The sequence below is a fragment of the Mesorhizobium sp. M0633 genome (assembly GCF_040320645.1).
Classification (GTDB): Bacteria; Pseudomonadota; Alphaproteobacteria; order Rhizobiales; family Rhizobiaceae; genus Mesorhizobium.
In genome coordinates this window covers 240,924-265,976 of sequence record NZ_JAMYQC010000001.1, presented here as the reverse complement: position 1 = coordinate 265,976, position 25,053 = coordinate 240,924, and the positions used below count along the sequence as shown (strand labels likewise).

27 protein-coding genes and 1 pseudogene are annotated in these 25,053 nt (G+C 62.0%); 19 read left to right on the top strand and 9 right to left on the bottom strand.

Going from position 1 to position 25,053, the window contains the following annotated elements; all coding sequences use genetic code 11:
* Positions 1 to 185 precede the first annotated feature (185 nt).
* Positions 186 to 479 carry a hypothetical protein gene (locus tag NKI47_RS01305; protein ID WP_352456963.1) on the top strand — a complete coding sequence of 98 codons (294 nt, stop codon included), beginning with the start codon at positions 186 to 188 and terminating at the stop codon, positions 477 to 479.
* Positions 480 to 531: 52 nt separating this feature from the next.
* On the opposite strand, the gene NKI47_RS01300 is transcribed toward NKI47_RS01305, so the two are convergent.
* Positions 532 to 822, bottom strand: a complete 291-nt coding sequence (locus NKI47_RS01300; RefSeq protein ID WP_352456962.1) for a hypothetical protein — start codon at positions 820 to 822, stop codon at positions 532 to 534.
* Between the two features lie 428 nt (positions 823 to 1,250).
* Here NKI47_RS01300 and NKI47_RS01295 point away from each other — a divergent pair, with 428 nt between their 5' ends.
* The 3 genes from NKI47_RS01295 to NKI47_RS01285 all read left to right on the top strand — a co-directional run bounded on the left by NKI47_RS01295 (position 1,251) and on the right by NKI47_RS01285 (position 4,844).
* The gene (locus tag NKI47_RS01295; RefSeq protein ID WP_352586831.1) at positions 1,251 to 3,248 is read left to right on the top strand and encodes an ABC transporter ATP-binding protein/permease; all 1,998 of its coding nucleotides are present in this window, start codon (positions 1,251 to 1,253) and stop codon (positions 3,246 to 3,248) included.
* Between the two features lie 258 nt (positions 3,249 to 3,506).
* Complete coding sequence (locus tag NKI47_RS01290; RefSeq protein ID WP_352586945.1) at positions 3,507 to 3,980, top strand: VOC family protein; 474 nt, start codon at positions 3,507 to 3,509, stop codon at positions 3,978 to 3,980.
* An 84-nt stretch (positions 3,981 to 4,064) separates the two neighbouring features.
* Positions 4,065 to 4,844 carry a class I SAM-dependent methyltransferase gene (locus NKI47_RS01285; protein ID WP_352586829.1) on the top strand — a complete coding sequence of 260 codons (780 nt, stop codon included), beginning with the start codon at positions 4,065 to 4,067 and terminating at the stop codon, positions 4,842 to 4,844.
* 42 nt (positions 4,845 to 4,886) lie between these two features.
* On the opposite strand, the gene gcvA is transcribed toward NKI47_RS01285, so the two are convergent.
* Positions 4,887 to 5,780 carry a transcriptional regulator GcvA gene (gene gcvA, locus NKI47_RS01280; protein ID WP_352586827.1) on the bottom strand — a complete coding sequence of 298 codons (894 nt, stop codon included), beginning with the start codon at positions 5,778 to 5,780 and terminating at the stop codon, positions 4,887 to 4,889.
* 208 nt (positions 5,781 to 5,988) lie between these two features.
* Here gcvA and NKI47_RS01275 point away from each other — a divergent pair, with 208 nt between their 5' ends.
* The 5 genes from NKI47_RS01275 (at position 5,989) to NKI47_RS01255 (ending at position 9,581) form a co-directional block, all read left to right on the top strand.
* Complete coding sequence (locus NKI47_RS01275) at positions 5,989 to 6,174, top strand: DUF1127 domain-containing protein (protein ID WP_352586825.1); 186 nt, start codon at positions 5,989 to 5,991, stop codon at positions 6,172 to 6,174.
* A 72-nt stretch (positions 6,175 to 6,246) separates the two neighbouring features.
* On the top strand, positions 6,247 to 6,732 hold the full coding sequence (locus NKI47_RS01270; protein WP_352450460.1) for a VOC family protein: 486 nt from the start codon (positions 6,247 to 6,249) through the stop codon (positions 6,730 to 6,732).
* Between the two features lie 34 nt (positions 6,733 to 6,766).
* Positions 6,767 to 7,492 carry an SDR family oxidoreductase gene (locus tag NKI47_RS01265; RefSeq protein WP_352586823.1) on the top strand — a complete coding sequence of 242 codons (726 nt, stop codon included), beginning with the start codon at positions 6,767 to 6,769 and terminating at the stop codon, positions 7,490 to 7,492.
* 234 nt (positions 7,493 to 7,726) lie between these two features.
* Complete coding sequence (locus NKI47_RS01260) at positions 7,727 to 8,161, top strand: FKBP-type peptidyl-prolyl cis-trans isomerase (protein ID WP_352450461.1); 435 nt, start codon at positions 7,727 to 7,729, stop codon at positions 8,159 to 8,161.
* 829 nt (positions 8,162 to 8,990) lie between these two features.
* Positions 8,991 to 9,581 (top strand): HAD family acid phosphatase, encoded by a 591-nt coding sequence (locus NKI47_RS01255; RefSeq protein ID WP_352586821.1) that lies wholly within the window; start codon positions 8,991 to 8,993, stop codon positions 9,579 to 9,581.
* Between the two features lie 41 nt (positions 9,582 to 9,622).
* Here NKI47_RS01255 and NKI47_RS01250 read toward each other — a convergent pair whose 3' ends face one another.
* Entirely contained in the window at positions 9,623 to 10,603 is a 981-nt protein-coding gene (locus NKI47_RS01250; RefSeq protein WP_352586819.1) for a quinone oxidoreductase family protein, read from the bottom strand.
* Between the two features lie 98 nt (positions 10,604 to 10,701).
* Between NKI47_RS01250 and NKI47_RS01245 the strand changes: the two genes are divergently transcribed.
* A complete protein-coding gene (locus NKI47_RS01245) occupies positions 10,702 to 11,094 on the top strand; it encodes a winged helix-turn-helix transcriptional regulator (protein ID WP_023678376.1) in 393 nt (130 codons plus the stop codon).
* A 74-nt stretch (positions 11,095 to 11,168) separates the two neighbouring features.
* Here NKI47_RS01245 and NKI47_RS01240 read toward each other — a convergent pair whose 3' ends face one another.
* On the bottom strand, positions 11,169 to 11,774 hold the full coding sequence (locus tag NKI47_RS01240) for an NADPH-dependent FMN reductase (RefSeq protein WP_023678377.1): 606 nt from the start codon (positions 11,772 to 11,774) through the stop codon (positions 11,169 to 11,171).
* Positions 11,775 to 11,865: 91 nt separating this feature from the next.
* Here NKI47_RS01240 and NKI47_RS01235 point away from each other — a divergent pair, with 91 nt between their 5' ends.
* Complete coding sequence (locus tag NKI47_RS01235) at positions 11,866 to 12,234, top strand: winged helix-turn-helix transcriptional regulator (protein WP_023678378.1); 369 nt, start codon at positions 11,866 to 11,868, stop codon at positions 12,232 to 12,234.
* Between the two features lie 49 nt (positions 12,235 to 12,283).
* Here NKI47_RS01235 and NKI47_RS01230 read toward each other — a convergent pair whose 3' ends face one another.
* The 4 genes from NKI47_RS01230 to NKI47_RS01215 all read right to left on the bottom strand — a co-directional run bounded on the left by NKI47_RS01230 (position 12,284) and on the right by NKI47_RS01215 (position 15,505).
* Positions 12,284 to 12,604 (bottom strand): hypothetical protein, encoded by a 321-nt coding sequence (locus NKI47_RS01230; RefSeq protein WP_023678379.1) that lies wholly within the window; start codon positions 12,602 to 12,604, stop codon positions 12,284 to 12,286.
* A gap of 143 nt (positions 12,605 to 12,747) precedes the next feature.
* On the bottom strand, positions 12,748 to 13,143 hold the full coding sequence (locus NKI47_RS01225; protein WP_023678380.1) for an acyl-CoA thioesterase: 396 nt from the start codon (positions 13,141 to 13,143) through the stop codon (positions 12,748 to 12,750).
* A 200-nt stretch (positions 13,144 to 13,343) separates the two neighbouring features.
* Positions 13,344 to 14,315, bottom strand: coding sequence for an MBL fold metallo-hydrolase (locus NKI47_RS01220; RefSeq protein ID WP_023678381.1), 972 nt, complete (start codon positions 14,313 to 14,315; stop codon positions 13,344 to 13,346).
* A 263-nt stretch (positions 14,316 to 14,578) separates the two neighbouring features.
* Positions 14,579 to 15,505, bottom strand: a complete 927-nt coding sequence (locus NKI47_RS01215; RefSeq protein ID WP_352586817.1) for a LysR family transcriptional regulator — start codon at positions 15,503 to 15,505, stop codon at positions 14,579 to 14,581.
* A 106-nt stretch (positions 15,506 to 15,611) separates the two neighbouring features.
* On the opposite strand from NKI47_RS01215, the gene NKI47_RS01210 reads away from it, so the two are divergent.
* The 5 genes from NKI47_RS01210 to NKI47_RS01190 all read left to right on the top strand — a co-directional run bounded on the left by NKI47_RS01210 (position 15,612) and on the right by NKI47_RS01190 (position 21,027).
* The gene (locus NKI47_RS01210) at positions 15,612 to 16,403 is read left to right on the top strand and encodes an alpha/beta fold hydrolase (protein WP_023678383.1); all 792 of its coding nucleotides are present in this window, start codon (positions 15,612 to 15,614) and stop codon (positions 16,401 to 16,403) included.
* Positions 16,404 to 16,530: 127 nt separating this feature from the next.
* Positions 16,531 to 17,103, top strand: coding sequence for a GNAT family N-acetyltransferase (locus NKI47_RS01205; protein WP_198023584.1), 573 nt, complete (start codon positions 16,531 to 16,533; stop codon positions 17,101 to 17,103).
* 354 nt (positions 17,104 to 17,457) lie between these two features.
* The gene (locus NKI47_RS01200) at positions 17,458 to 18,060 is read left to right on the top strand and encodes an SMI1/KNR4 family protein (RefSeq protein ID WP_352586815.1); all 603 of its coding nucleotides are present in this window, start codon (positions 17,458 to 17,460) and stop codon (positions 18,058 to 18,060) included.
* Between the two features lie 142 nt (positions 18,061 to 18,202).
* On the top strand, positions 18,203 to 19,819 hold the full coding sequence (locus NKI47_RS01195; RefSeq protein ID WP_352586813.1) for a GMC family oxidoreductase: 1,617 nt from the start codon (positions 18,203 to 18,205) through the stop codon (positions 19,817 to 19,819).
* The gene (locus NKI47_RS01190; protein ID WP_352586811.1) at positions 19,816 to 21,027 is read left to right on the top strand and encodes a mandelate racemase/muconate lactonizing enzyme family protein; all 1,212 of its coding nucleotides are present in this window, start codon (positions 19,816 to 19,818) and stop codon (positions 21,025 to 21,027) included. Before NKI47_RS01195 ends, NKI47_RS01190 begins: the two co-directional genes overlap by 4 nt.
* 99 nt (positions 21,028 to 21,126) lie before the next feature.
* Here the strand turns inward: NKI47_RS01190 and NKI47_RS01185 are convergent, their stop codons facing one another.
* Positions 21,127 to 22,065 (bottom strand): diacylglycerol/lipid kinase family protein, encoded by a 939-nt coding sequence (locus NKI47_RS01185; protein WP_352586809.1) that lies wholly within the window; start codon positions 22,063 to 22,065, stop codon positions 21,127 to 21,129.
* A 737-nt stretch (positions 22,066 to 22,802) separates the two neighbouring features.
* Between NKI47_RS01185 and NKI47_RS01180 the strand changes: the two genes are divergently transcribed.
* From NKI47_RS01180 to NKI47_RS01170, 3 genes and pseudogenes are all read left to right on the top strand, one after another.
* Complete coding sequence (locus NKI47_RS01180; protein ID WP_023719157.1) at positions 22,803 to 23,237, top strand: DUF4383 domain-containing protein; 435 nt, start codon at positions 22,803 to 22,805, stop codon at positions 23,235 to 23,237.
* Positions 23,238 to 23,243: 6 nt separating this feature from the next.
* The gene (locus NKI47_RS01175) at positions 23,244 to 24,374 is read left to right on the top strand and encodes a hypothetical protein (protein ID WP_352586807.1); all 1,131 of its coding nucleotides are present in this window, start codon (positions 23,244 to 23,246) and stop codon (positions 24,372 to 24,374) included.
* A gap of 160 nt (positions 24,375 to 24,534) precedes the next feature.
* A pseudogene (locus NKI47_RS01170) lies at positions 24,535 to 25,051 on the top strand (hypothetical protein).
* Positions 25,052 to 25,053: the final 2 nt, after the last annotated feature.

The window sequence follows — 25,053 nt, the reverse complement described above, 5'->3', positions numbered from 1 at the left end:
CATCCTCGCTGTCTCAGGCGTCATGGTGTCGTGGCGCGCACTATTTCATGCACGTCATCGAATCAACCGTCTGGCCGTTCGGTTATCGGACGTCCGCCCATTCCGGTCATCCCGCCCAAAGCACGCTTTCGGTCGGCTGCCGGTGCGGGTATTATTGGCGCTCTGCATCTTACCGAGGTGGAAAAATGGATCTGCAAGCCTTCAGGGATTCGATTGCGAAACCACAGCCGCCAGCCGGCTTGAGCCCTGCCCTGCAGGCGCTGTGGTGGGATGCAAAGGGCGATTGGGCTAAGGCGCACGAGTGCGCGCAGCAGCGCGACGATACGGCGGGCATGCACGTGCATGCCTATCTCCACCGCAAGGAAGGCGACCAGTCGAATGCGGAATATTGGTATCGCCGCAGCAAGGCGGCGCCGTCGACCTTAACGCTTGACGAGGAATGGCAAGAGTTGGCACGTACACTTTTGCAGCAAAGCTGACGCTTGCTCAGTCATTGTAAAATAGCCGGTCCTGCATCCACTCTCCGGGGTTTCAGCTGGCGCCCTGTGGCTTGTCCCTGCGGTTCCATTCCGCATTGCGCGCCTGCGCCTCTTCGGCGATCAGCTTGAACTCCCGCATCTTCGCAGCTTCGATGGCGAATGCGCGGCTTGGCAGGACGCCAGGGTCCTCCTGACTGTTCTGAAACTGAAAACGGGCCTCCAGTTCGGCCCATATTCGCTCGGGTGCCGTATCCTTGCTGGCAAGCAGCGCAACGACCAGCGCCAGAGTCTCGCGCTGGGCGTTCAGCCGCCCTTCGATCTCTTCATTCGGCAATTCGGACATGCGGGTCGCTTCCAGTTTCTGGCTCAACGGCAAAATCGCACCCTTGTTCCGGAACTCGGGGCTGGCGCGGTCCGGCTGGGCAGCAGATGCTCGCAATCGCAATCGAGATGATCTCTCCTCCTCGATCCCGTTGACTCGGGCCGATGGCACTTCTCGCGCCGCTTGCGTCCAGCCTCTTCGAATGCAGCATGCGGACAAATCTTGAGAGCCTGAAGCGAATTCTCGAGACCGCAGCAGGTGATGCTTTGTTGCAGACTGACCCGCAGCCGACGCTCGGCGGTCTGCCCCGCAACGATCAAAGCCTGTCATCGAGAACGACCATAGGCTGCTGCGAGCACCGGAACAGCTGAGAAGCCTTGGCGTTGTTGGCATCTGGGATCTCGAGCGGACGCTATGAAACCTTCTGATTTTTAAGCCGTTATCGCCGGATGCCCGAGGCTAAATTTAAGCTGAAATCGGTTGACGGCGCCCAATCGCGCGATGCCGAGAAGTCGCGCCGCGAGAAACAGTCGACTGTCGAAGTCGCGTCCGAGGTCGTCGGCGAGCCCGCGCCGCCGCCGGATGTCACCGAACCCGATCCTGAGCTGACACCTGAAGAGGCCGAGCGGGCGCGCAAGAGATACCTGCTTAAGCGCTTCTGGATCAGCGCGCGCGGTTACTGGAGCGGCAGTGGCGACAGGGTCGCCTGGCCGTTGACGATCGGGCTGTTGGTCCTGATCGTCGCCAATGTCGGCTTCCAGTATGGGATCAATGTCTGGAATCGCGCAATTTTCGACGCCATTGAGCAACGCAATGCCCACACCGTATATTGGCTGAGCGCCGTATTCCTGCCACTCGTGATCGGAAGCGCCAGCCTTGTGGTGGCACAAGTCTTCTTTCGCATGAGGATACAGCGCCGCTGGCGGTCCTGGCTCACCACCGCGGTCATCGCGCGCTGGCTCGCAAGCGGCCGCTACTATCAGCTGAACCTCGTCGGCGGCGATCATAGCAACCCCGAAGCCCGCATCGCCGAGGATTTGCGGATTGCCACCGAATCGCCCGTCGATTTCATCGCCGGTGTCATCGTCGCATTTCTGTCGGCCTCGACCTTCATCGTGGTGCTGTGGACGATCGGCGGCGCCCTGACCCTGACGATTGCAGGTTCGACGGTCACCATTCCCGGCTTCCTGGTCATCACCGCAGTGCTCTATTCCGCGATCACGTCCACTTCGATGGCGGTCATTGGCCGCCATTTCGTCCACCTCTCCGAGGGAAAAAATCAGGCGGAAGCCGAGTTCCGCTACACGCTGACGCGCGTGCGGGAAAACGGCGAGAGCATCGCATTGCTCGGCGGCGAGGAGGAGGAGCGCAGCGGCATGGACAAGACATTTGCCCATGTGCTCAGGCAATGGGCGCTCCTTGCAGGCCAGCACATGCGCACGGCGCTGGTGTCTCAGGGGTCGAGCCTGTTTGCGCCTGTCGTGCCGGTCTTGCTTTGCGCTCCAAAGTTCCTCGAAGGCAGCATGACACTTGGACAGGTCATGCAGGCTGCCTCGGCCTTTGCCATCGTGCAGGGCGCGTTCGGATGGCTGGTCGACAACTATCCCCGTCTCGCCGATTGGAACGCCTGTGCACGGCGCATCGCCTCGCTGATGATGTCGCTCGACGGGCTCGAGCGCGCGGAACAGAGCAACACACTGGGACGCATAAAGCGCGGCGAGACCGGCGGCGATGCGATGCTCAGCCTGAACAATCTCTCCGTGTCGCTCGACGACGGCACCGCCGTGGTCAAGGAAACCGAGGTCGTGATCGAACCAGGCGAGCGGGTGCTCGTCGCCGGCGAATCCGGCTCGGGCAAGAGTACGTTGGTGCGGGCCGTCGCGGGTCTGTGGCCATGGGGTAGCGGCAGCGTCAACATCCGCGCCGACAGACGGTTGTTCATGTTGCCGCAACGGCCCTACATCCCGACCGGGACGCTTCGCCGCGCTGTCGCCTATCCAGGCGCCGCCGACAACTGGACGCTGGATAAGATCAAGGCTGCCCTCGACAAGGTGGGACTCGACTACCTCAACGACCGGATCGAGGAGGACGCGCCATGGGACCAGACCTTGTCGGGTGGCGAAAAGCAGCGCCTCGCCTTCGCGCGTCTTCTGCTGCACCGCCCCGATATCATCGTGCTGGACGAGGCAACGTCGGCACTCGACGAGAAGAGCCAGGACAAGATGATGGAGATGATTATTCGCGAATTGCCGAAGGTCACCATCATAAGCGTAGCGCACCGCGCCGAGCTGGAGGCCTTCCACAGCCGCAAGATCACATTGGAGCGGGACAAGGGCGGCGCAAAACTTGTCAGCGATATCGAACTCGTCCCGCGCAAGGACAGACGGAACTTGCTCATGCGCCTTCTGAGGCAACGGCGCGCCAACGGAAAGCCAGCGCGACCTTGAGCAAAGCGGCGCTGCCCTACGCAAAGAGTGAGGCCGCCGGTCGGACCAGGCGGACCATCGCCGGTTCGAGTCACTGCCCGCATCTGGTCTTGAAAGCACCAGCCGTGGTACCTTGATTCCGGGCAGCTGCTGCTGTCGGAACGTCGATGGCACGAGCGCATTTCCATGTCCGGTGCAACGCCGAGGCCAGCTGTGAAAAACCCGGGTTGATTTCAAAAGCCCAGATTGATTTCGAAAGCAAAGGGACCAGCAATGACAATCGCCAAGAACACGATCTGCCTTTGGTACGACAAGGACGCCGAGGCTGCGGCCCGCTTCTATTCCGAGATTTTTCCCGACAGTTCGGTGAAATCCGTCCACCGCGCTCCCAGCGACTACCCGTCCGGCAAGGCAGGCGACGTGCTGACGGTCGAGTTCACGGTCGCCGGCATCCCCTGTCTCGGCCTCAATGGCGGGCCCGCGTTTAAACACAACGAAGCCTTCTCCTTCCAGATCGCCACCGACGATCAGCAGGAGACCGACCGCTATTGGAACGCCATCGTCGGCAATGGCGGCCAGGAAAGTGCCTGCGGCTGGTGCAAGGACAAATGGGGCATCTTATGGCAAATCACGCCGCGCGTGCTGACCGAGGCGATGGCCGCCGGCGGCGATGAAGCAAAGCGCGCATTCGAGGCGATGATGGAGATGAAGAAAATCGACGTTGCAGCGATCGAGGCGGCGCGGCGCGGCTGACAGTTCGGGGGTGGCCCGACGCGAAAAGATCAGGGCAGAGCGGCCGGAAATGCTGCCGGCCCATCATCTCCAGGCAGGCGTGCGATGGTGCTGAACTGCGCTGCGTTTTACGACGCCGAACTGCGACGGCACAACGAGGTCTTCAGGGCTGCGGTCAAGGTGGGAACGCGCGATCGCGTGCTCGATATCGGATGCGGTTCGGGACAATCCTCTCGTGATGCTGCCCGTGTCGCGGTGGAAGGCAGCGTGCTCGGCGTGGACGTATCGGCCGAGATGCTCGAGATCGCCCGGAAGTGTAGCGCGAAAGAGGGATTGCGAAACGTCGCCTTTGAGCGCGGCGATGCGCAATTGCTGGTATTTCCGCCTGCCGGCTTCGATCTGTGCATTAGTCGATTTGGAGTGATGTTCTTTGCCGATCCGGCGGCGGCGTTCGCCAATATCGCCCGGGCGATGCGACCAGGGGCACGTCTTGTGTGGATGGTATGGCAATGCCAGGACCGTAACGAGTGGGCAACTGCCATTCAGCGGGCAATTGCGCCGGGGACCGCCATATCGGGGGGCGCCGCCACCCCGTTTTCGCTTGGCGACCCCGCCATCACCGCGGAGATCTTGCGTGCATCCGGTTTTGTTTCGGTCGACTTTGCCGAAGTGCATGAGCCGGTCTTCTACGGCCAGGACGTCGATGCGGCCTATGACGCTTTGCTTGGCCTGCAACTGGTCAAGGATCCGCTCGCCCGCGCAGATGTGGATGTCGACGCGGCGCTGCGGCGGTTGCGCGATCTGCTCGACGCGCATTTGACGGCGGACAGTGTGCTTTTCGACTCGCGTGCCTGGATCGTCACCGCGTTTCGGGCGAGCCGATGATGACTGCGCGATGTAGACGATCCTGTTCTCTCGGCCTTCCCGTCAGTCCATTTGCGGCGCGACTTCTGAGAGCAGCCAATCCCGAAAAGCCTTGACTTTGCGCTGACGGATCGCCTCTGGCGGGTAGACGAAATAGAAGCTGGAGGGGGATTTCAGGGCGTGGCCGAAGGGGCGGACGAGTCGCCCGGCGGCAAGGTCGGCCGCAACGAGCATGGTCCGGCCGAGCACCACCCCCTCGCCTTGTGCGGCCGACTCCATGGCAAAGGTGGCCGAGTCAAAGGTAATCCCGCTCTGCGGGTCCACGCCCTCGACCCCGGCGCTTGCCAGCCAGGTCGCCCAGTCGATCGGAAAGCTGTCACGGATCAGCGTGTGGTGTTTGAGGTCCTGAGGCGTGCGGAGCGGATGTGCACCCTCAAGAAGCTTTGGGCTGCACACTGGAAACACCTCCTCGCCGGTGAGGAATTCCGACGTGAGCCCCGGATAGTTTCCGCTGCCATAACGGACGGCGACATCGATGCCGTCGCCGAGGAAGTTGGTCAGCTTCCCGCTTGTCGAAACCCGCACATCGACGTCGCCATGCGCACGGTGAAAGCGATAGAGGCGCGGCACCAGCCATCTCCCCGCGAAGCCATCGGAGGTGCTGACGTTCAATGTCGAGCTTGAATAGCGGGCTGTTGCTGCAGCGGTGGCGGTGGCCAACTGGGCGAGCGCCTCGCGCACCGCCCGCGCATAGGGCTCGCCAACGGCTGTCAGACTCACCGAACGCGTACCGCGCTCGAACAGCTGCTCACCGAGCTGATCCTCAAGATTCTTGATCGCCCGGCTGATCGCACCGTGGGTGACATGAAGTTCCTCTGCCGCCTTGGAGAAACTCAACAGGCGCGCCGCGGCCTCGAAACTTGGCAAGGTGGTGAGGGGAGGCAGCTTCCGGGGCATGGATCGATACCTGTACGTGTGAGTGATGCTCACAAATTGTCGCCGATAAGTCGTTTGTCGTCCAGGCCAGAAGCCGGCATATTTGCTCGCGTAATCAGTCATTCACCGCCGCTGCAAAAAGGCGAGTTTGATGTGACTGATACTCTCGCTGACGAAAGTCGCGGGGCAACTGCTGAAACCAAAACTGCCGCCACTCCAGGAGAGCACCATGAACGCCAAACGAGTTGAACCCATCGTCGACGTCCTGAGCGGAATGGCCGGCCGCATCCTCGCCTCGAGCAGCCGGCGCCGGACCGGGCGGCAGATTGCACGCTTCTCGACCCGCCGGCTCGAAGACCTCGGGTTTGCCCGCGACTGGGACGGTTCGGTCTATCGGCCGTCGGACCACCGCTAGCCTGAACGAAAGCAACAGCGGACAGGCTCTTCGCCAAAGATCGCTGTCGCAAGGAATTAACGGAGAACGGACATGGCCACCATCCACCCATTCCTCTGGTTCAACACCGATGCGGAGCAAGCCCGCGATTTCTATCTCTCGGTCTTCAAGAACAGCAAAGCGCTCCAGACCATCGAATACACCGACTGGGTGTCCGGAACCAACAAGACGGTCCCGCATGCCACCTTCGATTTCGAGCTCGAAGGACTGCACCTTACTGCGCTCAATGCCGGGCCGCAGCCGCCCTTCAACGAGCGGCTCTCGCTTTACATCGAGACCAGGGACCAGGCCGAGACCGACTACTACTATGAGGCGCTCACCGCCGGCGGCGGCAAGGCACAACCCTGCGGCTGGCTCACCGACAGATACGGCGTCTACTGGCAGGTCATCCCGGAAATCCTGCCGCGGCTCAGTGCCGATCCGGATCGCGAAAAGGCCAACCGCGTCCGGCAGGCGATGTACGGGATGCGCAAGATCATCATCGCCGACCTCGAAGCCGCCTATGCCGGCAAGGCCTGACCCTCATCGCAATCGCAACGAACGGAGAACCCTCATGACATCGCTCGTGGACAGGAAAGTCATCGTCGTCGGCGGTAGTTCCGGCATCGGTCTCGGCGTCGCGGAAGCTGCTCTCAACGGCGGAGCGAAGGTCGTGATCGTCGGACGCTCGCCCGAGAAACTGCTGGCTGCCGAACGGACGCTCAATGCGGGCCGCGTGACCAGCGTGGTCGCCGACATGACCGACGAAGCGGACGTCGCTCGCCTGTTCGACGAGGTCGGTCCCTTCGATCACCTCGTATCGACCGCCGGAACACTGCCGCCCGGCGATCCGATCGGCAGTACCGACATGGAGGCTGTGCGAGGCTTCGTCGATAACAAGCTGATTGGCGCTGTCATGCTCTCCAAGCATGCTGTGCGCACCCTGAAAGCCGGCGGCTCGATGACCTTCACCTCGGGAATAAATAAGGATCGGCCGCCGGTGCCGGGAGGCTCGGTCGTCTCCGCGATTGCCGGTTCATTCAGCTACTTCGCCCGCGCCCTGGCGCTCGAACTGGCCCCGACGCGCGTCAATGTCGTGTCGCCCGGATGGGTCGATACACCGATGTGGGACATTGTTGGAGAAGCCAAATCCAGCTTCTTTGCCGACATGGCTGCCCGGTTGCCATCGAGAAAAATTCCGACCGCTGCGGACGTCGCCGCCGCCTACCTCTACCTCATGGAAAGCGACTTCACGACCGGCGAGACGATCCGCATCGATGGCGGCCATAACCTGATCTAGCCGCCATTTGCACGCCGCCTGGATGGGCTGAGCCGGCATGACTGCTAGACCGGTGCACTGCTGCCGAAGGCGACGAACGCCGGCGGGTCATGCCGGCGTCGCGCAATCGGGGTTTACATCGGCAGCCAGGTCCCTAGTTTTAGCGTTTCGCGCCGCGCACCTAAGTGTGTGGATGATCGAGGACGGGACCGTGAGCTCTGGCCGGCCCCTCGAAACTTTCAAAGGATGGCTATCATGACACAGGCCAAGAATGGCGACACCGTGCGCATCAATTACAATGGCCGCCTGGCTGACGGCACTCAGTTCGATTCTTCCGGCAACGAACCGCTGCAATTCACGTTGGGTGAAGGACAAGTGATCGCCGGTCTCGAAACCCATGTCGAGGGTATGGAGGTGGGCGCGAAAAGCACCGTCACCATTCCCGCCGACGCCGCCTATGGCCCCCACCGCCCCGAAGCGGTCATGACCGTCGACCGCGCCCGCGTACCAGACAACATCAATGTCGATATCGGCGCTCGACTGCAGGTCAGAACCCCGGAAGGGCGCCCGATGCCGGTAACAGTCGTCGGCGTGGACGACACCAGCGTCAAGCTCGACGGCAATCATCCGTTGGCCGGGCGCGATCTCGTGTTCGACGTTGAACTGGTCGAGATCGTTCAGGCGGCGTAGGGCACGGCAAAGCGCGTGACGGCCATGATTTTCGGGTGACGCATTTCGACCGGCGGTTCCGGCGGTGCGTCACCTGTTTGGAGGCAAAGACCGCGACGGCGGAAATCGTGTAGCGTGCAGCAACCCATAGAGACATTCGGCATCTGGAATGTCCAATTCAGCGTCGCGGTCTCGAGGACCTGTGGAAGGGTAGTGTCTCAGTTTGAAATTAGGACGACGGTCCATCGTAGTCAGGCGGTGGCGGCGTGCCTGGCCACCGAAGCACGACTTCCTCGCAGGCGCATGACGCGGACGGCGTTGCCGATCACATCGGCGGGGCGCTTCTGGCCTTTAGGTCCGGTGGGCAATTGCTGCCTCCTGAATTGGCCAGCGCTTATACGCGACGACCCAGAGAATGATTATCATTCCCAACGGGACCACAGAGAGAAGCACCCACGCCCGAGACATTCTTAGTCGCCCAAACAGCACCCACGCGGGGATTGCTGTGAGGACTGTCAACAAGGCGAATGGTAGCAACTGAATCGGATCTGACATTGGGTGCCTTCCATGCTTTCCGCTGAGCACATAGGCGGTTTCGCCTAGGCGAGCAAACCGGGATAGGCGCTTTCGCATATTTCAAATTTCAAACTGAGACACTACCTTTGGAAGACCTCGCTTGACAGCCGACTTCTCGTGACAGCAAAGTCTCGTGATGCGGGCGATTGGTTGGAATAGAATTGCGCGTGCCGGGGCAATCGTGCTGATGATTGGCACAAATGTTCCTGCGCCGGCACGTTCCGACTCGCTCCTTCTCACAAGCCCGTCCCAGCCAGCCAATGTCGGCGATGCGATGCTGGCGGCTGCCAATTATCATGATTCCGGCGACTATGACCGCGACCTTGCCGCTGTGGCGAAGCAGGCAGGCGACTGGGTCATCAAGCGCGCAATGGAGGTGCCTCGCCCCGCACTGGTGCTCGATATCGACGAGACGGCTTTGGCCAACTGGGAAGTGATCACACGTGACAATTTCGGCCGCCCGATCGGCGGCGCCTGCGACATCGCAATCGATGGTCCCTGTGGCTGGGCCGCCTGGGATCAGCTTGCGAAGGATCCGGCCATCGACGCCGTGCTGGAGGTTTTCCGGCAGGCGCGAACGGCGAAAGTCGCGGTGTTCTTCATCACCGGACGTCCGGAGGACCAGCGTCAGGCAACCGAACAGAACCTGCAGTCGGCCGGCTATGCCGGCTACGAGCACCTTTACATGGTCCAGCCTGGGGCCAAATACGGCTCCGCCGCAGATTTCAAGTCACCCATAAGGGCCGAAATCGAAAAGGCCGGCTACACGATAATTGCCAATGTCGGTGACCAGCCATCCGACCTGTTCGGCGGGCATGCCGAGAAGCTGTTCCTGCTGCCAAATCCGTTCTACCGGGTTCGCTGACGGCCTGTACGGCACAACCCCGGATCCTTGCGGAGCACCTACTAAGGTATCAAGACGACCTTGCCGGTCGCGCCGCGCTCCTCCAGCAGGCGATGCGCCTGGCTGGCCTGGTCGAGCGGGAAGCGGCCACCTTTGGTCACCACAAGCTGACCACCAGCGGCCAGATCGAAAAGCTCCAAAAGGCCGTCACGGAGCCCGTCCCTAGACAGCAACGGCAGCAGGGCAAAACCCTTCAGCGACTGGTTGCGGCCGATCATCGCCTCCATCTCCGGGGCGCCGAGCGCGTATCTGCCAAGTGCTGCAAACACCAACTCTCCGCGAGGTGCCAGAGCATCCAGCGCAACCGCCGTCAGCGGGCCGCCGACAATGTCGTGGATGATGTCGACGCCAGCGCCGTCTGTCGCTGACCGGACGTGCACCGGCCAATCCGTGTTGCTGTAGTCGACGGCAGCATCGGCTCCCAGCGACAAAGTAAGGTCGAGCTTGGCCTTGCTGCCGGCTGCCGCGATGACACGGCTCGCGCCGGCGCGCTTGGCAAGCTGGACGAGCAACGAACCGACGCCGCCCGCGGCAGCGGCGACCAGCACCGATCTGCCGGCCGGCGGGCTTTGCCGCGATAGATACAATGCCGTCAGTCCTTGCACCATCAATGCCGTCGCGTTTTCGAACGAGAGCGAATCCGGCAAGGGCACGGCCAGGCTTGCGTCGATCGTCACATACTCGGCATAGCCGCCAAACGGGCGGCTCGAGGCGAACAACGACGCGGCGACGCGCGTGCCGAGCAAGGAAGCGTCCACCCCCTGCCCAAGCGCCTCCACGATCCCGGCGGCCTCGACGCCAGGGATCATCGGCAGTTGCGGCGTCACCGCATAGCGATCCGCGCGCATCAGCACTTCGAAGAAATTCACCCCGGCCGCATGAACGCGGACCAAGACCTCGCCGGCTTGCGGCTCAGGCTTCGGCACCGCGACTATGTCGAGAACGTCGGGCCCGCCGAAGCGGCTCAGTTGAATGGCTATCATCGCATGCACCGATCGCTGTTGGCATCGGCCGCTGTTTGCCACTATCTGCCTGGCTTCGACTACATACCGATTTGTCCGCTGCTGACCGGGAGGTGACCATGGCCAAGCTGATCAAGAGACTGCCGACGCTGCCGGCGGAGCGCGCGCTGAAAGTGATTTCGGGCCGCTGGAAGGCGGTCATCCTGTACCATCTCTTCGACGGGCCCCGGCGGCTGTCGGCGCTGCAGGCACTGATGCCCGATATCACCCAGAAAGTGCTGATCCAGCAGCTTCGCGAAATGGAAGAGCACGGCCTCGTCCGTCGCGAGATCTTTGCCGAGATACCTTCGCGCGTCGAATATTCGGCGACGCGGCTCGGCCTCAGCCTCGAGCCGATCCTGCTGGCACTTTGCCAGTGGGGCCAGCATCATGCCGACGAGCTGAATGAGATGGACCGCCTTGCCGATTGCATCATCAGACCACGGCAAGCGCAGGACGCCCATGCCGTGTGAACAAAAAGGGCGGCGCATGCGCCGCCCCAATGCTTGGGAGAATTAATCCTTGGGAGGACTGCTCGAACCTGTGCTCAGGCCGCCTTGACTTCCTCGGCGACGGCATCGGCCTGACGCGCCGTCTTCAGCACCCTGGCCCACCATGCAATGTCGTTGACCAGCGCGGTTGCCGCCTGGTTGAGGTGCTCGAACTCATCGAGCTTCTTGTCGCCTTGCTTGACGGCAAGGAAATCGGCCCAGGCGATGTGTACGGCGGACTTCACCGGCGCCATCTGCAACTCGACCGCATGCAGCCTCAGCTGCTCGACCGCGCGCGCGCCACCGACGCTGCCATAGCCGACGAAGCCGGCCGGCTTCTTGTTCCACTCGTTGGCGGCGTAGTCGATGGCGTTCTTCAGCACGGCCGTCGGGCCATGATTGTATTCCGCGGCGGTGAAGATGAAGCCGTCGAATCCGGCGACCTTCTTTTGCCAGCGCTGCGCCACTTCGTTCTGCGACGGCACCCAGGCGGAGGATGCGACCTCATCGAAGAACGGCAGCGGGAAATCGCGCAGGTCGACGACTTCAACGTCGATGTCGGCGTGCGACTTGGCTATCTTGGCAATCCATTGGGTCGGGACGTCGGCAAAGCGGGCCGCGCGGGTTGAACCAATGATGATGGCGATTTTGGGTTTTGACATAGAGGGGGCTCTCCTTACGGGAATACTGGTATCGTTTAGATACCTGAGCTATATGAGTAACTGGCCGCTCAATGTGCAAGGAGGCACTTTTTTGTTACCAAGGCACCCGCACCGCACCGAGGACTGCCGCGCCATCTCGGAAATCCTGCAGCGCGTCGGCGACAAATGGACGGTGCTCGTGGTCGGCAAGCTTGGCAACGGGCCGCTGCGTTTCAACGAGTTGCGCAGCGCGGTCGGCGGCATTTCGCAAAAGATGCTGACCACGACCTTGCGCGGGCTCGAGCGCGACGGCTTCGTTACGCGCACCGTGTTCCCGACCATCCCGCCGCGGGTCGACTACGAATTGACCGATCTTGGCTACGAACTGCTGGTGCCGGTCGATGCGCTCGGCGAATGGGCACGCAAGAACACCGAGCGCGTCAAGGCGGCGCGCGAGAAGTTCGACGCCATGCACAGCTGAACCCTTGTGCTGCAAGGGTTTGAACCTGTCGGGATCCTCCGGACGAGCCCTACTGCTGTAACTGCATCTTGCTCTTCGGCAGCTTCTCGATCCGATTCCATTTCGGGTTGGGACTGACCACCTTGCCGCCAATTGTGCAGGTCGTGGTCGTCTCCTTGCGGCAATTGCTCACCGTCGTGCCGCTGGTGTCGCATTTCGTCGCCGAGCAGATCTCGCACTTGGCCGCTTGCCCGTTGATGGTGCGGTTTTCCGACGTGCAGGTGGCGCCTGGATCGCCTTTTTTGACCTCCGCCAAAGCGCTTGCGGACGACAGGCAGAACAAGGCTGCAAAGGCACCCGCCAGGGCAGCGTTCAGCATGTGTTGACGCATTGTCTTTCCTCCCAAGATCCCGTCGGTCGCGCTGCAGGCGCGCATGCGGGAACCCGTTAGCCAAAGACCACGCGGGATCGCTGTCCGCATCCCCCGCGCGGGAGAGACGGCTGTTTAAATCCGTCTTCTGGAATCAGGCCGGGTCAGCCTTCGGCCGGAACCGCCTTCGGCTTGCCTTCGCCGTCCAGCGCCACCATGACGAAGTCGGCATGGGTGACCTTCTCCATCAGATCGGAGAGATAGCGCTGCGCCCAGGCCTCGACCTTGAGCGTCATCGAGGTGCGGCCGACGCGTTCGACATGCGTATAGATGCACAGCGTGTCGCCGATCTTCATCGGCTTGGCGAAGGACATTTCCTTCACCGCCGCCGTCACCACGCGGCCCTTGGCGCGCTCGGCGGCACGGATGCCGCAGGCGAGATCCATCTGCGCCATCACCCAGCCGCCAAAAATGTCGCCTGCCGCATTGGCGTCGGAAGGCATGGCCAGCGTCCTGAGCGTCAGATCGCCGATCGGCCGCCCGTCCGCGTAATGCACCATTTGGCCAATCCTCTCGAAGCCGATTGTCCCGATCCCGTATCGTCATGGCACGGACAGGTCAACGCGCCACTGAACAGGTCGCGGCCTGAGGTTCGGCTATCGGTCGACAGTGTTGAAAAGATGCTGTGCGGAGCTAGACGAGCGCACCAGCAGGATTGCATTCCATGGTCGAGGTAAGAAAGCTTACCAATAGGCGTGCTTCACAAAGCGGGCCAGGGCGTCGGGACGTAGCCATAGGCGTTGCCCTCGCGAATAACATGACCGATGCCTGGAAAGGGCCGGTGCATGCCTGCGACGAGCAGGCCATCCGCCGACACCATGTCGAGCACCTTCTTGCGTGTGGCGATTGCGGCCTCCTGGTCCACGTCGAAGGCGATTGCCCATTCCGGATGCGCCAATTGCAGCGCGGAGGCGTGGATTACGTCAGTGAAGAGCAGCAGGTTGGCGTCACCAGAGCCAATTCGAAGCGCGAGATGCCCCGGCGTGTGTCCAGGCGCAGGCAACGCCCTGATCCCGGGCGCGATCTCGACTTCGCCTTCGATCTTCCGGACCTTGCCATGGTAAGGCACCAGCGATTTGCGCGCTATTTCGAAGTACGGTTTCATCTGGTCGGGCGCCTTGGACCGGATCCCGTCATCGTGCCAGAAAGCGAATTCCGGCGCGGCAACCACGACCTCCGCTGCCGGGAAGGCGGCCTTGCCTCCAATACCGACAAGGCCGTTGGCATGGTCGGGATGGAGATGGGTGATGATTACCGTGTCGATTTCTTCCGGCCTGACGCCAGCGGCGGCGAGCGCCTCAGGTATATGTCCCAGTATGGGCCCCATCGCCGATGCCGTGCCGGTATCGATCAGCACCCGTCTGTCACCTTTGGTGACAAGGTAAGCATTGACCGAGGTCGGGAGTGGTTTTGGCAGGAATGCCTTTGCCAGCAGCGCTTCGGCGGCAGCCGTATCTGCGGAAGGGAAGAGTTCGAGGCCGAGATTGAGGTAGCCGTCGCTCAGTGCTGTGATCTCGAGGTCGCCGAGCATGAACCTGTGGGCGCTCGCAAGCGAAGCCGGAGACCGGGCGGCGATAGCCGCAGCGTTGCTCCCAAAGAGGCTGATCGGGGAAAGCAGCAGGGCGCCGGCACTAAAGGTGCCGATGCCGAACGTTCGACGGTCGATATTCATGGTCTTGTCCTTCGAATTGCAGATGAAGCTAGTCCCAGACGTCGTCGCTGCCGGGGCGGATGCCGACCGCTCGGACCCACCCTTCGGCGGTGGTCGGCGCGGGTCATGGCCAACTCCTTGCGACATCAATAATCCGCCTCATAAACAGCGGGAATAGCGATGGGATGCAGTTCACTGCTGCAGCTTATGCAGCAATCGACTTAAGCGGGTAAGGCTGCTGGGTCCGCCGTCCGCTAAACGGCCTCGCCGAGCCCTGGCTTCGCCTACTGGACAGGTTGCCGGGGTTCGAGCGCTCGGCGCAACGTCGGCGCCTCTTGCTCGATATGATCCCACAGACGGTTCGAGATCGGCCCGTGCGGCCGGTCGCGGCGGCGCGCCACCACCAACTCCTCGGTGCGGCCTGGCAGATGACGACCGGCAATGGATTGCAGGCGTCCGTCGCGCAGTTCTTCCTCGATCAGGAAGCGGGGCATGTGGCCCCATCCGAGGCCTTGCAGGATGATTTCCTTCTTCATGCCCTGATCGGCCACCATGCATTGAGGCGCACCCTCGATCATGAAGTAGTCTTGTTGCGGTGAATGGCGGGCCGTGTCGCGCATGACACATTGGGTGAACGCGTGCATCTGATCCGGCGTGATGGGGCGCTTGATGCGCTCCGGCAGAAAGCCCGAAGCCACCACGGGAACGAATGGCACCTTGCACAGATCGATCCATTCCACCCGCGGATCGCTCTTGTCGATCCAGTGCAGGATCAAATCGGCTTCGTCATCGAAGAGGCGCTCCCACGGGCCGCCCACCGCCTCGAAATGCAGGTGCAGGCGTGTGCCCGGACACTGGGCGAAGAACCGTCCGAGCATGCCCAATGCCTGCGGACGCGGGCAAAGGTCGCCGATCACCACATGGATCTCGCTTTCTTCGCCCATTGACAGCTGAGCAGCATGAAGCCGCAAGCCCTCGAGCTCGCGCAGCAGCGATTGTGCCCTGCGATGGAACGACAGCCCTGCCTCGGTGGGGCGCACGCGATAGCCGCTGCGATCCAGGAGAACGAGGTCGAGTTGCCGCTCCAGCTTTGCAACGGCTGCGAACACAGCCGGGTGCGAGCGATGCAGCATGGCCGCCGCAGGCTGAAAGCCGCCGCAGCGGACCACCGCATCGAAGCATTGCAGGTCGTGCAAAGTGAATTCGGCCATGTCAGCTTCTATTACAGAGATAGTCCTATCTTTGTAATATCCTCAAAAGCGCGCCGCAGCTAGGCTTTGCCACATTCAACGCTCCAAGAAGGAAGGTGTATTCACCATGAATGAGCTGGATTTCGTGACCGTCGGCGATGGCACACGCATCGCCTACCGCATCGACGGCGACGCCGGGAAGCCCGTGCTGATGCTGTCGAATTCCATCGCCACGACGCTGCGGATGTGGGACATGCAGGTCGGCGAGCTGTCGAACCATTTCCGTGTTCTGCGCTATGATTTTCGCGGCCACGGAGGGTCGAGCGTTCCGGCCGGCGCTTATTCGCTCGACCGGCTTGGCCGCGACGTGATCGAGTTGCTCGACACCCTGGGCATTGAACGCGTACACTTCCTCGGTCTGTCGTTGGGCGGCTTCGTCGGGCAGTGGCTCGGCATCCACGCGCCCGAGCGGATCGAGCGCTTGATCCTGAGCAACACCTCGTCCTACCTCGGACCGGCAAAGCAGTTTGACGAGCGGATTGCCGCCGTGCTGCAGGCGCCGGATATGTCCGAAACCGCCGAGATGTTCCTGGGCAACTGGTTTCCTGCGCGTATGCTGGCGGCCAACGAGCCCGTCATCGAAGAATTTCGCGCCATGCTGCTGGCCATCGACCGGCAAGGCTTGGCTGGTCTGTTCGCGGCGGTTCGCGATGCGGACCTTCGCCGAACCGTAGCGCTGATTTCCAGGCCAACGTTGGTGATCGCCGGCCGGCACGACACTGTGACAGCCGCCAGCCATAGCGAGTTGATCGCGGCGATGGTGCCCGGCGCGAAACTGGTTGTCCTGCCCGCGGTCCACTTGTCGAATGTCGAGTACCCCACCGAGTTCATGGAGGCCGTGCTTGGTTTTCTGCGCTGAGATGGAGCACGACAGGGACGCTGAGTGAAACCCCGGTTTGAACATCCCCGCATGGACCGCAACCTATGATGCGCTAGCGCGCAGTGCAGGCTAGACTGGGCAATATCAATAGCGGATGACGGCTGACATGGAACTTGGCTTTCGCCCATTAACGCCCGATCTGTGGCCGGCGCTCGAGGACCTGTTCGGTGACAGCGCCGTCTGCAGTCGCTGTTGGTGTATGTACGGACGGATCGGCAGTTCTTATCGAAAGCGACCCGGCGAGGAAAACAAGGCAGCGTTCCGGCAGGCCGTCCAGCATGGTCCGCCTCCGGGTTTGCTCGCTTTCGACGGCGATACAGCTGTCGGCTGGTGCCGGGTGACGCTGCGAGATGCCCTGCCCTGGCTCGATCGGCTATGGCAGCTCAAGCGCGTGGACGACAGGCCGGTCTGGTCCCTGTCCTGCCTCTACGTGCGAAAACGATACCGCAGGCGGGGCGTAACATTCCAGCTGATTGCGGAAGCACTGGAAGTCGCAAGGCGCGCAAATGCTCCGGCACTCGAAGCCTATCCTTTCGAGGCCGACGTATCGCCGAGTGCTTCCGGCAGCGGATATGCCTCCACCTTCGCGCGCGCCGGGTTCAGGGTCGTCGCTCGCAGAACGCCGGCCCGCCCGATCATGCGCTATGATTTCAAGCAGATTGCCGATCATCGCCTGTGATCGCAGCTTGAAGTTTCGGCTATGGGTGGAAAGTTGCCATCCAGCCGCTATTGCGCCCGCTTCGCTGTCACCGGCGAACATTACTGAACGCAAACAGATTAATCAAAGCCGTAGCGAGGCTCACCGACATTGCAACAGCAAGACTAGACTTCCGCAGCGGATCGCAGCTTGGCAAGTCTCACGTCTCCGGCCGAACGAACTGGCTGGCGACCTTAGGTTGTAGGCGCGAAAGTCACCGTCGGGCGTGATTACCAACTCTGTGATGTTCGCCCGTTGTTTTCGATGTGATAGATCAGGTTGACAAGGTAGACCCTAGAACCCGTCAAAAGTGGGTAAATGGAGCTATTAGGGACAATGCGTTCGCAGGAAGAATGGTCAAGCAATGAAGACGCTCGTGCATACAGAGAGCTCCGAACCCTAGTCGATAAATGGAAACGCCTCGGGACGAAGACATATCCGGATGGAACAGAGTGGATCGGGCATACTCCTGATCGAGCGCCTGAAGCGTATTTGCATCAACTGTATGCGCCGCTTGACGCCATCGGAATTGGGCAGATGGAGTCTGAAATTTCGCGTCGACTCCCAGATAATTTCCGTTGCTTTCTCATGCTCCACAACGGGATAGGTCTGTTTGCGAATTATATAAACGTCTATGGGCTGCGACGCAGCTGGTCACGCACAAATTTAGTGGAGGCGGGTCAACAACCCTTCTCCATACTGGAACCGAATGTACAGAGACGGCCAGGCAATGCACCAGACGATGTTCTCTTTATTGGTTCACTCGGGGATAATAGGAATTTAATTGCCATGAATCCGGACGGGAGGGTCTTTCGCTGGGAGAGTGATGATCCTCTGTTGGGTTCGATCAACTCCTACTCAAGCGTGTTCACCTTCCTGCTGGAAGAAGCCAATGAGGTTGCGGCCTTGTTCGACCCGGATGGGCGCGAACACGACTGAACTCGGGCAGCAGGCGACAGGCTGACATTCAGACTGAATATCCCCGGTCGCTTTTTTCACAACGGATGCCGGAAGACCCGGCGACGCCGCGTCGCGCCCAAGCCTAGGTTAGAGCCGAATTCCGGAGCCAGCCGTATCCACCATGCAGACCTATGATTTCATCATCGTCGGCTCCGGTTCGGCCGGCTCGGTCCTGGCCGAAAGATTGTCGGCTTCCGGCCGCTTCTCGGTGCTGGTGCTCGAGGCCGGCGGCAGCGACCGTCGCTTCTACGTGCAGATGCCGCTCGGCTACGGCAAGACCTTCTTCGACCCGGCGGTCAACTGGAACTACAAGGCCGAGCCGGATCCCGGCCTGGCCGGCAATGCCGACCACTGGCCGCGCGGCAAGCTGCTCGGCGGCTCGAGTTCGATCAACGCCATGGTCTGGATCAGGGGCGCGCGTGAGGATTTCGACGCTTGGGCAGCGGCCGGCAATCCCGGCTGGGGCTTCGATGACCTGCTGCCCGCCTTCAAGGCGCTGGAGGATAATCAGGCCGGCGCCGACCAATGGCGCGGCGTCGGCGGGCCGCTGCATGTCACCGACTGCTCGACCTCCGTCCATCCGCTCACCAAGCGCTATCTCGCCGCCGCCAACCAGGCCGGCCTGCCGCTCAACCCGGATTTCAACGGCGCCTCGCAGGAAGGCGTCGGCGTCTACCAGATCACCACCAGGAACGGCCGCCGCATGTCGGCGGCGCGCGCCTTCCTGCGCCCGGCGATGAAGCGCAAAAATGTCCGCGTCGAGATCAACGCGCTGGCGACAAAGATCCTGTTCGAAAGCAAGCGTGCCGTCGGTGTCGAGTATCTCCAGAATGGCGCGACGAAAACCGCCCGCGCCGGCCGCGAGATCATCCTGTCGGGCGGCTCGGTCAATTCGCCCCAATTGCTACAGCTTTCAGGCATCGGCCCGTCGGCGCTTCTTGGCGCGCTCGGCATTCCCGTCGTTCACGCCAACGAGAATGTCGGGGCAAACCTGCAGGACCATGTCGGCATCAATTACACTTTCAAGGGCAGGCTGCCGACGCTCAACCAGATCCTGCACCCATGGTGGGGCAAGCTGCTGGTCGGCATGCAATACGTGTTTTTGCGCTCAGGCCCGCTGTCGCTGTCGATGAACAATGCCGGCGGCTTCTTCCGCACCGATCCGGCCGCGGCGCGGCCCAACATGCAGCTCTATTTCCAGGCGTTTTCGACTGTCATTCCGAAGAGCGGCGAACGCCCGATCCTGACGCCCGATCCATGGCCGGGCTTTTCCATCGGGCTGTCCAATTGCCGTCCGTCGAGCTGCGGCGAAATCATGATCCGTTCCGCCAATCCGCGCGATTATCCCAAAATCGTCGCCAATGCCTTTTCGACCGAGGCGGACGTCGCTGAAATGCTGGCGGCGGTGAAATTCGTCAGGAAGATCGCCTCGATGCCGGCGATGGCCGAGATTATCGAGGAAGAGGTTTTGCCTGGTCCCTCGATCACCTCCGACGCCGATCTCATTCAGGATTTCAGGAAGCGCTCGGGCACCGTCTATCACCCGGTCTCGACCTGCCGCATGGGGCCGGACGCGGCGCGCGCCGTCGTCGATCCGCGCCTCAAGGTGCACGGCATCCAGACCTTGCGCGTCATCGATGCCTCGATCTTTCCCGACAATATAACCGGCAACACCAACGCCGCCGCGATCATGACCGGATGGAAGGGCGCCGAACTGGTATTGGAGGATCAAAAATGAAAATCACCGACGTCAAGACCTGGGTTGTCGGCAATCCGCCACCCGGCATCGGCGGCAAGTATTTCATTTTCGTCAAGCTCACCACCGATGGCGGCGTCGTTGGCTATGGCGAAGCCTACAACGCCACCTTCTCGGCCCATGTCACGGTGAAGATGGTTGAGGACATGGCGGAACGTTATCTGATCGGCCGCGATCCGCACGACGTCGAGAATTTCTTCCGCCGCGCCTATTCGTCCGGCTTCACCCAGCGCCCCGACGTGTCCGGGATGGGATGCTTTTCGGCGCTCGAAATCGCCTGCTGGGACATTATCGGCAAAGAGGCCGGCAAGCCGGTCTACAAGCTGCTTGGCGGCCAGGTACACGAAACGCTGCGTTCCTATACCTACCTTTACCCGCACAGCGGCAGCGTCCACTCCGAGGACGCGCGCGGCAAGAACGTCTACAACGACCCCGACCTGGCTGCTGCCTGCGCGCTGGAATATGTCGAGCAGGGTTTCAATGCGGTCAAGCTCGACCCGGCCGGCCCCTACACCGCCTTCGACGGCCACCAGCCGCGCCTCGTCGACGTCGACCTCTCCGCCCGCATGGTCAAGGCGATCCGCGAGGCGGTCGGCACCCGCGCCGATATCCTGTTCGGCACGCACGGTCAGTTCACCGCATCGGGCGCGCTGCGCCTGGCTCGCGCCATCGAGCCCTATGATCCGCTGTGGTTCGAGGAGCCGGTGCCGCCCGACATGCCCGAGGTCATGGCTCAAGTGGCGCGCGGCACTTCGATCCCCATCGCAACCGGGGAAAGACTGACGACGAAATTCGAATTTGCCCGCGTCATCGAGAACCGTGCGGCGACCATTCTGCAGCCGGACCTTGGCCGCTCCGGCGGCATTCTCGAAACCAAGAAGATCGCGGCCATGGCCGAGGCCTATCACATCCAGGTCGCGCCGCACTGCTATTGCGGGCCGATCGTCGGCGCCGCCAACATCCAGCTTGCGGTGACGCTGCCCAATTTCCTCATTCTGGAATCGCTGAAACAGTGGGACGGTTTTCACGCGAAGCTGCTCAAGAAGAAGATCGAATGGCAGGACGGCAACGTCATCCCGTCGAAGGAGCCAGGCCTCGGTGTCGAACTCGACGAAGCCGTCTGCGAGGCGCATCCCTGGACCGGCAAGGACCTGCATTTGCAGATGATGCAGACACCGTTGATGCCGTGACCTGTCGAGCGGGCGACAATGTCACGCGATTTCAACGCATTGGACGCAGGATCGGAATCACCGCCGAAAGGACTTGAATCAATCCCTCAACGCCTTGATTCAATATCTCAGCGTCAATGCGCCGGGCAGGATTTCGAAGGTCGCCGGTATACGACCTGGCGATTCGCCGTCTATGTCGATCAGCGCGGCGTTCTTTTGCACATCGCCGAGCGGCTCGACAACCACTTTCTTGCCGCGCAGAATGGTGATCGCCGGATGGTTGCGGTGCCGCCCGCCATAGAGCAGGCGAATGTCCCAGATCAGCTTCAGCTTGCCGGCGGCGCGCAGGATGACGATGTCGAACTCGCCGTCATTAAGCTCGGCGTCGGGCGCGATCATCATGCCGCCACCGAAGAATTTTCCGTTGGCCACCGCCACCAGCGCCATGCGCACCTCGACCGGGGCACCGTCGTCGATGGTGATCGCAACGTCCTGGAAGCGGTAACGGAGGAATTCCCAGACCGTGCGCCAATAGAACAGCGCCTTGGCCGAAACCTTGCCCTTGCGCTTGTCGGCGTTGACCGCGCGGTCGGTGGCGCCGGAAAGCCCGAGGCTGGCGATGTTGATGAAATGGCGGCTGGCCAGCGCGCCATGGTCGTCGACATAGCTGATGCACCCGGCATCGACCTTGCGCCCCTTGGCCTCGGCAATCCGCTTCAGCGTCAGATCGACGTTGTTCGACAGGCCGAGCCCGCGCGCGAAGTCGATGCCGCTGCCGCACGGCAGCAGCCCGAGTTCGGCCGTCCGGCCGCTTTCCCGGAAAGCCTTCAGCAGGCCGTCGGCGACTTCGCTGGCGGTGCCGTCGCCGCCCGCCGCGATCACCAGTTCGAAGCCGATGGCGGCAAGGTCGAGCGCCAGCCGTTCGGCATCGCCCTCGGCCTGCGTTTCACGCAGTTCGAAATCACCGAAATGTCTTTTCAGCGAAGCCGCAACCTCGGGCCAATGCCGCTTGAGCCTGCCGCCGCCGGCGATCGGATTGAGAACCACCGCGACCTTCAAGCCTGCCTCCCCAAGGCCATCGAACACGCCTTCCAATCATTTGCCGGCATTGAAGCCCGCGCCGGGCCGCGGGGCAAGGGGCGATTACCCGACAATGCGGGTTCGGCATCAAGGCGGCAAATCCCGACCGGCGGCGGCAGAGATCGGAAAGTCGCTATTTTGGCAGGGTCAGTCCCCGATAATCCCGCTATCCACAGGCATGCGGCAGTTCCGCCAAACGCTTATCCGACGTACGTTAAAACCCATCTCAGGCGGCTACCGATCGCCACGCCGAAAGGCAAAGCGGAACGGCGGATTTCCTGAGGCCCGTACGGCCCTGAACGAGAACAGGCTTGCTTGTTGGAGGGATGGACGCCGAGACCTACGGGGCCGCGGAAAGCGTGCGAACGCCGACGGCGGACCGATGCTGCCATGAAGGACGGCAAAAACCTTCGATGGCGCGCTGGGCAAAGCTCGCAAGAGTGGAGACCGGCGTGGTCCGGAACGGACGCTGCCCTCGGGTGGCGACTGGCAGGACCGTCAAAATCAAGGCCGGCATGGCGCGACATCTTTCGGGAGTTGCTGCCGCGACCGTGTCCTGATCTGACAGGGAGGCGCTGGGAGAAATCCCGGCGCCGACTGTCTTTGTGGCCCCGCCTGACGATTTTGCCGGCGACGCTTCACGCTGCGCCAAAATCAGCTACTATCCATTTGCCGTCGGGGGCCGTTTAAAAGGGCTGACGGCAGGGGGACATTTCATGACGCTCATCCAGAAGCTTGCTGTTGCCTATGCTTTCCTGTTCTTCGGCGTTGTTGCCATCGGCTATGTGCCGGCTTTCAACGACGCCGGCGGCAATCTGTTCGGCCTGTTTTCGCTGCAGTGGTATGACGATTTGCTGCACGCCTTCTCCGGCGTCTGGGCGCTGGCCGCCGCCTTCATCTCGCACCGCCAGGCGGTGTTCTATTTCAAGCTGTTCGGCTCGGTCTATCTGTTCGACGGCGTGCTCGGCCTGGTCACCGGTTCCGGCTGCCTCGATGGCGGCATTTTCATCAACGGCTTCCGCTCCCTGAACGACATCGAATTCCCGGCCCGCTTCTTCGCCAACCTGCCGCACATCGTCATCGGCGGCTTCGCCGTCTATGTCGGGTTCTGGTTGTCGAAACGTGTGTACGACCATTTCGCCACGGCCTGACCGGCCATGTTCCTGTTCCGCTGGCTGAAGCGCATCATCAAGGCGATCCTCTGGCTCGTCGTCATTGTTGTGTTGATCCCGATCGCCGGGCTGGCCTACGGCTTTCTCACGACGCCGTCGCTGGACACAACGCCATTGCCGGGCGTCGCCGAGGGTGCCCCGCCGAAGGCGCTGGCCGACAAGGTCCGTGCCGAGATCCCCGGCTACCAGCGGCCGGAGGAATCGACCTTTCTCACCTATCCCGAATGGGCCATCGTCTACGCCGCGCGCGAATATGCCGGCTTCGTCGACAAGAACCAGCCGAGCGGTTTTCCCTATCTCTCCTATATCGGCCGCTTCTGGCAGGACTATGCGATGGTCATCCGCGCCAGTTCCACCTATAAGTTCAACCTCGACAACCACCAGATGCTGGTGATCATCGGCACCAGCCACACGATCGAGCACGCCATCCAGTGGGCCTATGAAAATACGGTCGGCCGCATTACCGAAGCGACAGCCGGCAAGCGCACCGCCGTCGACATCTACCAGGCCAAGGTCGCGGCCGACTACGCCGGTTTTCTCGACCAGGTGCCGTGGTACCAGTTTCCCTATGCCGAAAAACGTGCCGGCCTGTTTGCCGTCCAGCCGGCAGCGGACGACAGCGCCTTCCGCGCCGGCGAACGCAAGCTCGCCTTCGGCCTCGCCGACACGATCAAGCAGGGCTACGCCGATCTGATCAAGTCGGCGCTCGTCGCCACCACCGATCCCGCCTTGCTCGACATTCATGTCTGGGCCAAGGGTCCGGTCGGCGAAGTGACGCGCAACGAACCCGACACCTTGCTGGAGCGCGATCTCGGCGCCGACGGCGCGATCTTCGTCACCAGGCGCTATCAGGTGTTCACCGACATGATCCCGCGCCTGATCGACAAGGGCGTCTCCTTCGTCGAGATCGGCGGCAATGACGAGATCATGGTCACCATGCTTTCCAATGACGAGATCAATGTTCCCGAAGGTGCACGCACCTTGTTCAGCTACCCGCTTCCGGCGGAACCCTCCACGCGCCGCACTGGCCTGACTGTCGCCGTGCGCAAGCTGCACATCGTGCTGCCGGCGCTGATGACGGCGGGCGCCAGGCTCGAGCATGTCTACGATTACTGAGGCCTTTCGGTCACAGCCGGCCTCGGCAAGACGTTGCGTGACGCTCCGCCACGCTCATTCCACAATCGCGGCCAAATCCCGCCTTGTTCCGCAACGATTGATGATGCCGTAGACACGTTGTCTTGCGCACATGTGCCAGGCAACTCGGAGGGACAAGACCGTGATCAAGACCGCCCTTGTCGCCATGACCATCGTCGGCTGCGACTGCGACGCCAGGCTTTGCGAATATATCGGCGAGACGCCCGCCAAATGGTCGACCATCGCCGAATGCGAAGCGGCGATGAAAAGCCAGATGCTGCACGAGCGCAATTTCGACTATCCGCTGGTCTCCGGCATCTGCCGGACACAGAACTCGTCTTCGTCATCGCAGCTCGCTGCGACCGCTTCCGAGCCTGAATTGACGACGGCCAGCACCGCAGCGACAGACCCGCTGCCACCGGAACTGAGCCATCGGCCCAGTGCTGCGGTCGGAACGCAGGCCACGGCGACGGAAACGGAAGCCGTCCGGCCGGTCGCCTATGAAGCGGCGGTCGATGGCGGCAGCGCCCTGCTCTACCGCACGAAAGGCCGGCTACGCCGTGGTCAAGACCGATCTCGGCCGCGCCGCATCGGCAACGATCGGCATCGCCAGGCGTTCGGCGCACTGGCTGGCGGCGAAGCTGCCTGACGGTCTGTAGCC